Here is an 11,634-nt window from a genome sequence, read left to right on the forward strand (position 1 = left end):
GGTCCTACTGTGCCATCAGGAGCCAAGCTCTCCTCCAGCGGCTGATGATCGGCAGCCACAGCAGCCCGATCACCAGCAGGCCGAAGGCGTGCCAGGGCAGCCGCCACCACCAGCCGACGACGTTGCCGTACTCCGTGTACTCCCCCGGCTCGGACCCTGCCTCTCCCTGGGGCGCGGCCGCCGACCAGGCGAGGAACGCGTCGCCGATCGGCAGCACGCCGAACGCGTACCGTTTCTGGCCGCCGAGCCGGATCGGTGCACCCAGCGCCTCGCCGAAACCGGTCAGCGGTCCGGCCAGCTTCTGGTCTCCGTGCACCCGGGCCGCGCCGATCGTGACGACGGTCGCCGACGCCGAGACGCCGAGGATCAGCGGGCCCGAGTCGACGTCCCCCGAACCCGACTCACCGCGCGGATACTCAAGTACGACTGGCAATCCGAACCTCGTGTCGGCGAACCACTGCCGGTACTGCGCGTAGTCCTCCCCCGCCCAGCCGGCGTCGATCTCCGGCAGGAACCGCTGGATGATCGACTGCGACGTGGCGCGGGCACCGGTCAGCTGCGGCTCGACCTGGTGCGGCAACATGCGGGTCGTCGGATCGGCGCGCTGTCGTGCCTCGGCGACCCAGTCGTCCACCACCGAGCCATAGGTCTTGGAGCCGAACACCCGGTCGTGCAGCCGCAAACCCGAGACCGCGACCACGGTGTCGACCGGCCAGGCCTGGCCGGGATAGGCCTGCAGGAACGGCCCGTCGGCCGCGAGTGAGCTCGCCAGCGCCGCGCAGTCGGCGCGGAACCGCGCGGCCTCGGGCGCGTTCCGGCCGGCCAGCTGGACGATCCCGCCGCGCAGGCGGTTGGACCATCCGACGTAGAAGACGCCGTAGGCCGGGCGCAGGTCCGGGTCGAACGGCGCGCGGCCGGCGGTCGACTCCAGCGCACGCAGGGCCCAGCGCGCCTCCCGCAGGGCTTCCGCCTTCCGGCCGGGATCGCGGCGGGCGAGGTCGAGCCAGGTCAAGCCGTAGAGCGCGTGCGAGAAGAAGTAGCCCTCGGGGAAGTACGTCTGCATCTGCTCGCCGCTGCCCGACCGCAACCGCTCGCCGAGGAAGCGCTGCTGAGCGACCAGCGCACCCGTGCTCTGCTCCGAGGTGTAGAGCCGGACGTTCGGCACGACGACTGCGACGCTGACCAGGACGGCAACGACGACGTAGACGACCCAGGCAACCTTGGCGTACCAGCGCACCCGACGATCATGCCAGCGCCGGCACTCCCGCGAGACTCGCCACCGTCGCGAGCGCGGCCTGGGCGGCCTCGTAGCCCTTGTCCTCCTTGGCGCCGGGCAGCCCTGCCCGCTCGCGGGCCTGCTCGACCGTGTCGCAGGTGAGGACGCCGAAACCGACCGGCACGCAGGTCTCCACCGTCACCTTGGTCAGCCCGACGGTCGCGGCCTGGCAGACGTAGTCGAAGTGCGGAGTCGCGCCCCGGATCACCACACCGAGCGCCACGAGCGCGTCGTACTCGTTCGTCCTCGCCAGGTGAGCGGCGGCCACGGACAGCTCGAACGTACCCGGCACTCGGACCACGGTCACCTGCTGCTGCGCCAGTCCTGCTTCCATCAGCGCGCGCACCGCACCGGCCAGCAGCCCGTCCATGATCTCTTCGTGCCAGGACGCCGCGACGACGCCCACCCTGCGCAGGCCCAGTTGACCGGCGTCGATCGGCTGAACCACTGGTGCTCCCGCGCCGCTCATCCCGCGACCTCCTGCTCGGCTCGTGCCTGCTCGGGCAGCCGGTGCCCGAGTCGTTCCCGCTTGGTCCGCAGGTAGGCGGCGTTGTCGCTGGTGGCCGGAACGACCAGCGGGACGCAACCCGACACCTGCACGCCGTACTCCTCCAGGCCGGCCTGCTTGGCCGGGTTGTTGGTCAGCAGCTGTACGCGGTCGAGCTTCAGGTCAGCGAGGATCTGCGCGCCCGCCCAGTACTCCCTCGCGTCGACCGGCAGGCCGAGCGCGAGGTTGGCGTCCACGGTGTCGTGGCCGCCGTCCTGCAAGGAGTAGGCCCGCAGCTTCTGCAGCAGCCCGATCCCGCGGCCCTCGTGACCGCGGAGGTAGACCACGACACCGCTGCCGGCCTCGGCGACCGCCGCCAGCGCGGCGCTCAGCTGCTGGCCGCAGTCGCAGCGCAGCGAGCCGAACACGTCGCCGGTGAGGCACTCCGAGTGCAGCCGGACCAGCGCGTCCTTGCCGGGCTCCCCCAGGACGAGCGCGACCTGCTCGCTGCCGTCGATGACGTCGCGGTAGCCGTAGGCGGTGAACTCGCCGTGGGCCGTCGGCAGCCGCGTCGTACCCTCGCGGCGCAGCACCTGCTCGGTGCGGCGGCGGTAGCGGATCAGGCCCTCGACCGAGATCAGCGCGAGGTCGTGCTCGGCCGCGAACGCCCGGAGCCTCTCGCCGCGCAGCATGGTGCCGTCGTCGTCGACCAGCTCCGCCAGCACGCCGACCGGCGTGCGTCCGGCCAGCCTGGTCAGGTCGACTGCGGCCTCGGTGTGGCCGGGACGTTCGAGGACACCGCCCGGCCGCGCGCGCAGCGGGAAGATGTGGCCCGGCTGTACGAAGTCGGCCGCCTTCGCCTCGTCGTCGGCCAGCAGCCGAAGGGTGTGCGCCCGGTCGGCCGCCGAGATCCCGGTCGTCACACCGGCGGCCGCGTCGACGGTGACGGTGAACGCGGTGCGCATCGACTCGTTGTTGCGTGGCGTCATCAGCTGGATGCCGAGCTGGTCGAGGCGTTCGCCCCCCATCGGCGCGCAGACCACGCCGCTGGTGTGGCGGACCAGGAACGCCACCTGCCCGGCCGTGATGGCGTCGGCGGCCAGGATCAGGTCGCCTTCGTTCTCGCGGTCTTCGGCGTCGACGACCACGACCGGCTTGCCGGCTTCGAGGTCGGCGATCGCGCGCTCGATCGGGTCCAGTGTGGTGTTCATGCGCTGCCCTCCGCCGCGACGGCCTGGGCCGACGGCTCTGCCGCGGCCTTCTCCGCGCGCAGCCTGCGGTCGACCTGCACCCAGGTCACGAAACCCCAGACGACGAACGCGGCGTAGACGAGGTAGAGGATCGCCGACGGGTAGAGGTGTGCCTGCAGCAGCGTCGGGACGCCGACCGCGTCGACCGCGATCCAGATCAGCCAGAACTCCGTCCAGCCGCGGGCCATGCCGTAGGTCGCGAGGATGCTGCCGGTGAGGATCCACGACTCGGTGAGCGGGCCCCAGGAGCCGAGCTCCTTCAGTACGAAGTAGAACGCGACCCAGCCGACGGCCATCGCGACGATCAGCTGGATGCGTTCGCCCCAGGACGCCCAGCGGGGCGCGATCGCGCCGCCGTCGGAGGCTTCGTGGGCGTTGCGGGACTGGTTCCACCGCCACCAGCCGTAGACGCTGGCCGCGAGGAAGAAGATCTGGCGGCCGGCCTGGCCCCAGAGGTTGGTGTTTCCGGGCGTGTTGAACACCGCGCCGAGGAAGACCGTGAACAGCAGGACGTTGCCGACGATGCCGACCGGCCAGGCCAGCACCTTGCGGCGCATCCCGAAGATGGCGCTGGCCAGGCCGAAGCCGTTGCCTATGATCTCGCGCCAGAGAATGGTCGCGCCGCCGATGTGGAGCTCGGCGTTCAGCAACCAGGTGAGCCAGCTCATGCCTTGGTCTCCTGTCCCAAGTCGTGCCGCACGTCGTGTGCCAGGTCATGCCTCAGCAGGCGTTCGACGTACTTGGCGATCACGTCGACCTCGAGGTTGACGGCGTCGCCGGGCCTGATGTCGCCGAGCGTGGTGAGCTCGAGCGTGGTGGGGATGAGAGCGATCGTGAACGAGGGTTCGGGATGGTCCTGGACCTCGACGACGGTCAGCGACACACCTTCGACGGCGATCGACCCCTTGGCGGCGATGTAGCGGGCGAGGTCGGTGCTCACGCCGATCCGGATGACGACTTCCTCGCCGTCGGTCTGGCGTTCGAGGACCATGCCGGTGCCGTCGATGTGGCCCTGGACGAGGTGTCCGGAGAGCCTGGTCTCGACCTTGACGGAGCGCTCGAGGTTGACCGGAGCGCCGGGCTCGACCTTGCCGAGGGAGGTGCGCCTGAGCGTCTCCTGGATGACGTCGACGGTGAACTCGCCGGTGCCCGGGTCGACGTCGACGACGGTCAGGCAGCAACCGTTGACCGCGATCGAGTCGCCGTGACCCGCGTCGCTGGCGACGACCGGCCCGCGGACGGTCAACCGGGTGATCCGCTGCCCAGATTCCGGCGCAGACTCCTGCGATGGGTCGAGAACGCGCAGGTCGAGGACCTCACCACGTTCTTCGACAATGCCTGTGAACACGTCCCTGCCGATCCCTTCCTCGTCCGCCGGCTCGCCACGTCGTGCGGTTCCGGGGTCGAAAAGGATCGACAGGCCACGGCGTCAGGTCGGCGCCACCCGACAGCGTCGCTGCCGAGGGCGCACGGCCATAGCCGTCACCCGCGTGCTGCCTCCCATCCGGACTTTCACCGTCGGTCCAGGAGTTTCACCTGGTCAACCGTCCACCGCGATCGCTAGGCACGTGGGCCCTTGCTGCGACGCGAGCGGCCGGGTCGCGGACTGTCACCGCCGGTTCGGACTTTCACCGACCCCGGAGCACGCCACGAGCTCGCCATCAGCTCGTACGCCGACCAGTTTGACACGCCCCGCCAAATCGGCCACCTACCCTGGCCGAGAGATGCACCACACTGGGTGCGGGAATGAAATCGACACCTTGGAGTGCACGACGATGAGCACGGAAGCGCTGACCGGACAGCAGGTCGCCGAAGCGGGGCTGGACGGCTGGGCGTTCCTCCTCCACTACGGCCTCCACGGCCTGCAGACCCGCATCCACACCGAGGACTTCGCCGCGGGGCTCCGGATCGTCCAGGCGATCGGCAAGGCCGCCGAGGAGCTGGGGCACCACGCCGACCTCGACCTGCGGGCGACCCGGGTCGATGTACGGCTGGTTAGCGGGTACGACGCCGGCGGCGTCACCGAGGTGGACGTGCGGTTGGCCCGGCAGATCTCCGAGATCGCGGCGGCCGCGGGCGCTGAGCTCGAGTGCGCGAGCCTGTCCCGCATCGAGCTGGCCCTGGACACTCCGGTGCACGAGCGGATCGCGCCGTTCTGGGCCGCGGTGCTGGACCGCCAGTACGTCAACGTCGACGGCTGGGGTGACGTCGGCGACCGGGGTCAGGTGCACCCGCTGATCTGGTTCCAGCCTTCGGGCAGCGAGGAGCCCCGGCAGCGCTGGCACCTCGACGTCTGGATCGACCCCGACCAGATCCAGCCCAGGATCGACGCGGCGCTGGCAGCCGGTGGAACGCTGATCGGGCGGGGCACCGCGCCCGAGATCGGCGCACAGCTGTCCGACCCGGACGGCAACCGGGTCTGCCTGTGCTCGTGGCGAGGCCGCGCCTGACCAGAGCTCGGCTCGGCTCGGTTCGGCTCAGGTCACCGTACGGCGCTGGAACTGCTGGTTGGTACCGCCGTTGCAGGCCCACTGCGTCAGCCGGGTGCCGTCGGTCGTGGCCGAGCCGGCGACGTCCAGGCACTTGCCGCTGTGCCGGGCCACCACGCGGTAGTAGCCGCTGCCCGCGTCCTGGAGTTGCCACTGCTGGTTGGTGCCGGTGCCGCACGGCCACTGCAGCAGGTTCGCGCCGTCGGCCGTCGAGCTGCTCGACACGTCGAGGCAGAGCCCGCTGTGCCGCGTGACGATGCGGTAGTAGCCGCTGCCGGCGGACTCGAGCCACCACTGCTGGCTCTGCGTACCGGATCCCGAGCCACAGGCCGCCTGCACGACGCCGGCGCCGTTGGCGTACGAACCGCCGCTGACGTCCGCGCACTTCCCGCTGTGCCGGGCGATCAGGTTGAAGTAGCCGCCGCTGCCGACGCCGTTGACCGCGCCGGTCGAGGTGTCGATCGTGACCTGCGGGAACCAGCCCATCGACATGGACGTGCTGGTCTGGAACCGCAGCGGCAGCCAGACGTAGCTGGAGCTGTTCACCGGACCGCCGGTCGCACCGGCCCAGCGGTCGCCGAGGTAGAGGTACGACGTGCCCTGGCTGCCCTGCACCGGCAGCACGTACGTGGTCTGCGAGCCGTACGTCGTGGTGTTGCCGACGTTCGTCCAGGCGCTCCAGGTGCCGTCCAGCGCGGTCGCGGTGGCGTACTGCTGCTGGTTCGGGTTCCATCCGGTCGCGCCGGAGGTCAGCAGGAAGTAGACGCCGTTCCGCTTGAACAGGGCGGGAGCCTCGCGCTGGTTGCCGGAGAAGACCTTGACGAGGCTCGCGATACCGGTGAAGTCGCTGGTGAGGCGGTAGATGTGCAGGTCGAGGTTTTCGCGGGCCGCCGAGATCATGTAGCCGGCGCCGTTGTCGTCGACGTAGGCCGTGATGTCGCGCGACATGTGCTGGCCGAGCGGGCGGAAGCTGCCGCGGTAGGTGTAGGTGCCGTCGACGGTCGGCGAGGTGGCGACGGCCGCGCGGGCTTCGCTGTAGTCGCTGCCGTTCTCCTTGTGCATCCACATGACGTACTGCCCGGTGCTCGCGTTGTAGATCACCTTGGGGCGTTCGATGTTGGCGACGTTGAGCTCCGCACTCGACGACTGGGTGAGTACGTTGTTGCGGAACTCCCAGGTGCGCAGGTCGGTGGAGCGGTACGCCGAGACATAGCGGAACGTCCCGTTGGCGTTGCGGTTCTCGCCGAACCAGTAGTAGTACGAGCCGGCCTTCAGCACACCACCGCCGTGGGCGTGCACGACGTTGCCCGAGGTGTCGGTGAACTGCGTGCCGTTCGTGACCGTCACCGGCGCGGCGTCGGCCGGCGGCACCGGCGACAGCAGCGCACCGAGCGAGACACCGAGCAGAACAAGGAGAAACCAGGCTTTTCGCATGGACATGGCCTTTTCGTCGACGCATCGGTGCCCGGCCGTTCGACTCCTTTCGAAAGATAGGACCGTTCGACGCGTTCGACCAGCAGGCAATGCTTTTCCTCATTTGCCTTGTGTCCGCCGGCCGCCTGGCCTACCATCCTGGGCGTACTCCTCGCCGCGGCCGGAAGCGCCCGTTGTGGCGCTGTGTCGGTGAGTTTCCGCTGTTGACATCGCTCGTCACACGCGCTCGTAGAGGAGACAGCCATGTTCAGTCGGCTTCGCACCGCGGTCGCCGCCGTCACCGGCGCCGCCGTGATCGCCGGTGGCGGCCTGTTCGTCACGTCGGCGGCACAGGCGGCGCCCGGCTGCCGGGTGCAGTACTCCGTCAACCAATGGAGCAACGGGTTCACCGGAACCGTCAGCATCACCAACCTCGGCGACCCGCTGACCAGCTGGACGCTGGAATGGAACTTCGCCGGCAACCAGCAGATCACGCAGAGCTGGAACAGCACGTACCAGCAGACCGGGCAGCACGTGGCGCTCGGAAACGCGTCGTACAACGGGAGTCTCGGCACCAACGCCACCGTGAGCCCGGGCTTCAACGCGAACGTCTCCGGGACGAACGCGAGCCCCGCCTCGTTCACGCTGAACGGAACCACCTGCACCGGCTCGGTCACCCCGACGCCGACGACCCCCGGACCCACCACGCCCGGCCCGACCCCGTGGAACCCGCCGAGCAACCTCGTCCAGCCGCTTTCCGAGGTGTGGCAGCACGTGGAGAGCACGTACCCGAACCTCTATGGCTTCCGCAACTACGGCTGGGACCAGATCATGGCCAACGGCGGCTTCGTCAACTACTGCGTGCGCTGGGACTCCAGCCAGCCGGTGTCGGCCGCGCTGCGCGACCAGGTCCAGGCGACGCTGCAGCGGCAGTTCAAGAAGTGGATGGACGTCATGGTCGAGAGCAGTGGTTCAGCCCAGGGATGGAACAACTGGCCGTACACCAACGTGCCGGTCCGCGTCGTCGGCTGGGCTGGGCGCGACCGTGCGCAACTGCAGTGGACCGACAACTCGGTCGACATCTACGTGAACAACATCCGCGAGAACGCGCCGCAGTGTTCCGAGCCGTGTGGGCGGTTCTTCCACCAGGACGGCAACTACTCCGGCTGCCCGGGCGGTGCGTCCCACCACTACGACATGTCGCTGTGGCTGACGTCCGGCTTCGGCGGCGGCGCGGGAGGTGACTGGGGCCAGCGGATCGGCAGCGAGTACTACGTCGACAACCTCAACGCCGAGAACGTCCACATCCTCCTCCATGAGATGGGCCACACGTTCGGCCTCGACGACTTCTACGACTGGACGCCGACCGGCCAGTGCTGCTTCCTGATGAAGGCGGGTACGGCCGCTCAGATCACCCCGTTCGACGCATGGATGTTCAGGGACTGGTGGAGGCACCTCAAGTCGCGCTATGGCCGGTGAGGGGTGTGGGTGTGGGCTGGGCGCGGGGGTGGTGGGTGGAGATGGGCGCCCGACCCCCGGCGCCGGCTGTTGCTCTACCTGCCATCGGCAGCCCCGGATGGGTCGTGCAGCGCCTCCTCAGCGTCGGGCGCCCATCTCCACCCACCACCCCCGCGCTCCTCGACTCCGGCCGTAGTGCGGTTTCGGTCGGATAGGAACGAGGGCGCCGCTGCGCGGCGCCCTCGTTCTACCTCGGGCCTACCGCACCAGGCCGGACCAGGTGGTGCCGAGCGGGTCTGGCGGGCGTCGGTGCGTCAAATCGCTGGACGGGGGCGGGATGATGGGAGGGTGGGCGTGGATGTTGATGCGTTGCCGGTGGCGGAGTTTGCTTTTCCTGGGCCGTTGCGGGATCAGTTGGTGGCGGCGATTCTGGCCGGGGAGAAGACGACCACGACCGGGTTGCTGGAGGAGTACGAGCACGACGGGCTCCCGATTCCCGAGCCGGGGACGCTGCAGGCGCTGGTCGACTCCGACGGGCGGCGGATCGCCGTACTCCAGATCGTCGAGGCGCGGGTGATTCCGGTCCACGAGGTCACCGAGGAGTTCGCGCGGGCCGAGGGGGAAGGCTTCGAGACGGTCGCCGAGTGGCGGTCGGTGCACCAGAAGTTCTTCCAGGGTGAGCAGGTGAGCCAGTACCTCGGCAAGGTTCCGGACTTCGACGACGACACGCTGGTCGTGGCGGAGCGGTTCCGCGTGGTCGAACGGCTTCGGTAATTCACTTGACCGGCCGCCCTCCCGGGTGAGAGTCTCTGAGCGTTGCTCCACGCGTCCGGCGTGGGCGTTGACGTTTTCGTGCGAAGGAATGAAGCCTGTGATCCCGGCGAGCCACAGCGGCCGCTGATCCACGTCTTCCGTGGCGGCGCGCTGTCCCCCGGACGTCCACAGAACTCCTTCTCACACATTCGAGGTACACAACCTTGCTCCTGGATGCTCGCGTCCAACGTTCTGTCGTCGCCAACCTCCGGTTGCGACCGAAGCCCCTCGAGGTCGGTCCGTTCGTCCTCGGACACGACCCCAGCACCGACAGCCGCAACGTCAACTACGCCACGCCGCTGGCCGACGCCGCGGATATCACGCCCGGCGACGTGACCGCCCTGGTGGCGGCGTTCCGGGACATCGGCCGCGTGCCCCGGCTGGAGTACGTCACCAGCTGCGCACCGGCTCTCGAACAACTCCTGCTCGAAGCGGGCTTCACCGTCGAAGCTCGTCACGACTACCTGATCTGCTCCCCCAGTACGCTGACCGTTCCGCCGCTGCCCGAGGGGTACGAGATCGCCGAGCCGGCGACCGACGCCCGGCGGGCCGAGCAGTGGGCCGTGCAGAACGAAGCGTTCGGCGGCGAACCGGTCGCGACCCCCGCCGACGTCGCCCGGCTGCGACGCCAGCAGGACAGCGGCGGCGTGGTGCTGCAGGTACGCCACACCGCCGACGACACCTGCGTCGCCGGTGGAGGGGCGAGCCCGCCGCTCGCGGGCACCAGCGAGGTGGCCGGAATCGCGGTCGGCAAGGCGTTCCGCCGCCGCGGCCTGGCCGGTGTGCTCACCGCGGCGATCACCGGGCGGCTGTTCGCCGCCGGCGCGGACGTGGCCTGGCTGGAGGCTTCCGGTCAGGACGCCTGGCGCGTCTACGAACGCGTCGGGTACGCCCCGACCGGAAAACGCCTCTACATCGCGCTCGACTGAGCCCGGCGTAAGGCCGTAAGGCCGTAAATCCGAACTGAATCAGGCGGCGAACCCGCCGTCGACGGAGAGGGCGGCGCCCGTGACATAGCGGGCGTCGTCACTCACGAGGTACGCCACCGCGGCGGCGATCTCGGACGGCTCGGCGTAACGGGACAACGCCGTCGGGGCGAGGTTCGCCTCGGCGTACGGGCCGTCAGCCGAGTTCATGTCGGTGTCGGTCGAGCCCGGGTGGACGACGTTCGCCGTGATCCCCTTCGGACCGAACTCGCGCGACAACGCCTTGGTGAGCCCGACCATCGCGGTCTTGCTCATGGAGTACAACGTCATGCCGGGGAACAGCGTTCGTTCCGCGACACAGCTGCCCACGTTGACGATCCGGCCGCCTTCGCGCAGGTGCGGCGCCGCCGCCTGGGCGAGGAGGAACGGCGCTCGCACGTTCACCGCGATCACCCGGTCGACGTCCGCGAGCCCGATCTCACCGATCGGCGCGATCACGCCGGTGCCGGCGTTGTTGACCAGGATGTCGAGCCCGCCGAACTCTGCGACCACCCGCTCCATGGCGCCTGCCACGGCCGCCGGGTCGGCACAATCGGCCTGCAGGGCAAGGGCATCGCGGCCCAGCGCCCGGATCTTGCCCGCGACCGTCTCCGCTGCTTGCGCACTGCGCTCATACGTCAGCGCGACGTCGATGCCCTCCTCCGCCAGGCGAAGCGCGATCGCCGCGCCGATCCCGCGGCTGCCACCGGTGACAAGGGCGACTTTACGTATGCTCGTTGTCATGCCCCCACCTTCGCTCAACCAGCGCGCGAACTCCGGCGGGAAACGGACTCGGCGTTCGGCCGGCGTCAGAGGTTCAGCGCCTGATCGGCCTGCCGCCGCAACTCCTCCACCACGCGGTTCGGGTCGTCGGCCTTGAAGATGGCGGCTCCGGCGACGAAGACGTCGGCGCCGGCCTCGGCGCAGATCGAGATCGTGTCGGCCGAGACGCCGCCGTCGACCTGGACCCAGGTCTCCAGACCGTGCTTGGCGATCAGCTCCCGGGTCCGGCGGATCTTGGGTACGCACAGGTCGAGGAACTTCTGGCCGCCGAACCCCGGCTCGACCGTCATCACCAGCACCATGTCGAGCTCCGGCAGCAGATCCTCGTAGGGCTCGATCTGCGTCGCGGGCTTCAACGCCATGCCCGCGCGGGCGGAAAGCTTGCGCAGCTCCCGCGCCAGCCGGACCGGCGCCTGGGCGGCCTCGACGTGGAACGTCACGCTCCCCGCGCCGGCCTCGGCGTACGCGGGTGCCCAGCGGTCCGGATCTTCGATCATCAGGTGGCAGTCGAGCGGCGTCCGGGTCGCCCGCAGCAGCGACTCCACGACCGGCAGGCCGATCGTGAGGTTCGGGACGAAGTGGTAGTCCATCACGTCGACGTGGATCCAGTCGGCGCCGGAGACGGAGTCGGTGGCCTCGGCCAGCCGCGCGTAGTCGGCGGACAGGATACTGGGACAGATCTGAGCACCCATAGCGCCGC

General features: G+C 69.6%; 12 protein-coding genes and 1 riboswitch. Of the genes, 4 read left to right on the forward strand and 8 right to left on the reverse strand.

The genetic code is table 11. From position 1 onward, the window contains the following. Window positions 1-4: 4 nt before the first annotated feature. Genes ACYVF6_RS34195 through ACYVF6_RS34215 form a run of 5 tightly spaced genes read right to left on the reverse strand, consistent with a single transcriptional unit; the run spans window position 5 to window position 4,361 of the window. Window positions 5-1,237, reverse strand: a complete 1,233-nt coding sequence (locus tag ACYVF6_RS34195) for a hypothetical protein (RefSeq protein WP_460527377.1) — start codon at window positions 1,235-1,237, stop codon at window positions 5-7. A gap of 7 nt (window positions 1,238-1,244) precedes the next feature. Continuing rightward, a complete protein-coding gene (ribH, locus tag ACYVF6_RS34200) occupies window positions 1,245-1,745 on the reverse strand; it encodes a 6,7-dimethyl-8-ribityllumazine synthase (protein ID WP_460527379.1) in 501 nt (166 codons plus the stop codon). Next, window positions 1,742-2,974, reverse strand: coding sequence for a bifunctional 3,4-dihydroxy-2-butanone-4-phosphate synthase/GTP cyclohydrolase II (locus tag ACYVF6_RS34205; protein ID WP_460527381.1), 1,233 nt, complete (start codon window positions 2,972-2,974; stop codon window positions 1,742-1,744). The genes ribH and ACYVF6_RS34205 overlap by 4 nt, the downstream gene beginning before the upstream one ends. Then, entirely contained in the window at window positions 2,971-3,681 is a 711-nt protein-coding gene (gene pnuC / locus ACYVF6_RS34210; RefSeq protein WP_460527383.1) for a nicotinamide mononucleotide transporter family protein, read from the reverse strand. Before pnuC ends, ACYVF6_RS34205 begins: the two co-directional genes overlap by 4 nt. Beyond that, window positions 3,678-4,361, reverse strand: coding sequence for a riboflavin synthase (locus ACYVF6_RS34215; RefSeq protein WP_460527385.1), 684 nt, complete (start codon window positions 4,359-4,361; stop codon window positions 3,678-3,680). The genes pnuC and ACYVF6_RS34215 overlap by 4 nt, the downstream gene beginning before the upstream one ends. 138 nt (window positions 4,362-4,499) lie before the next feature. Further along, window positions 4,500-4,663: riboswitch (FMN riboswitch) on the reverse strand. Between the two features lie 125 nt (window positions 4,664-4,788). On the opposite strand from ACYVF6_RS34215, the gene ACYVF6_RS34220 reads away from it, so the two are divergent. Then, window positions 4,789-5,463 carry a VOC family protein gene (locus ACYVF6_RS34220; RefSeq protein WP_460527387.1) on the forward strand — a complete coding sequence of 225 codons (675 nt, stop codon included), beginning with the start codon at window positions 4,789-4,791 and terminating at the stop codon, window positions 5,461-5,463. A gap of 27 nt (window positions 5,464-5,490) precedes the next feature. On the opposite strand, the gene ACYVF6_RS34225 is transcribed toward ACYVF6_RS34220, so the two are convergent. Further along, window positions 5,491-6,942, reverse strand: coding sequence for an RICIN domain-containing protein (locus ACYVF6_RS34225; protein WP_460527389.1), 1,452 nt, complete (start codon window positions 6,940-6,942; stop codon window positions 5,491-5,493). Window positions 6,943-7,179: 237 nt separating this feature from the next. Here ACYVF6_RS34225 and ACYVF6_RS34230 point away from each other — a divergent pair, with 237 nt between their 5' ends. From ACYVF6_RS34230 to ACYVF6_RS34240, 3 genes are all read left to right on the forward strand, one after another. Further along, window positions 7,180-8,394 carry a cellulose-binding domain-containing protein gene (locus ACYVF6_RS34230; protein WP_460527391.1) on the forward strand — a complete coding sequence of 405 codons (1,215 nt, stop codon included), beginning with the start codon at window positions 7,180-7,182 and terminating at the stop codon, window positions 8,392-8,394. 396 nt (window positions 8,395-8,790) lie between these two features. Further along, window positions 8,791-9,147, forward strand: a complete 357-nt coding sequence (locus ACYVF6_RS34235) for an ASCH domain-containing protein (RefSeq protein ID WP_460527393.1) — start codon at window positions 8,791-8,793, stop codon at window positions 9,145-9,147. 251 nt (window positions 9,148-9,398) lie between these two features. Continuing rightward, a complete protein-coding gene (locus ACYVF6_RS34240) occupies window positions 9,399-10,115 on the forward strand; it encodes a GNAT family N-acetyltransferase (protein WP_460527395.1) in 717 nt (238 codons plus the stop codon). A 39-nt stretch (window positions 10,116-10,154) separates the two neighbouring features. Here ACYVF6_RS34240 and ACYVF6_RS34245 read toward each other — a convergent pair whose 3' ends face one another. Both ACYVF6_RS34245 and rpe read right to left on the reverse strand, forming a co-directional pair. Then, window positions 10,155-10,895 carry an SDR family NAD(P)-dependent oxidoreductase gene (locus tag ACYVF6_RS34245; RefSeq protein ID WP_460527397.1) on the reverse strand — a complete coding sequence of 247 codons (741 nt, stop codon included), beginning with the start codon at window positions 10,893-10,895 and terminating at the stop codon, window positions 10,155-10,157. Window positions 10,896-10,960: 65 nt separating this feature from the next. After that, window positions 10,961-11,626, reverse strand: a complete 666-nt coding sequence (gene rpe / locus ACYVF6_RS34250; RefSeq protein WP_460527399.1) for a ribulose-phosphate 3-epimerase — start codon at window positions 11,624-11,626, stop codon at window positions 10,961-10,963. Between the last annotated feature and the right edge of the window lie 8 nt (window positions 11,627-11,634).

The sequence above is a fragment of the Flindersiella endophytica genome, assembly GCF_054779015.1.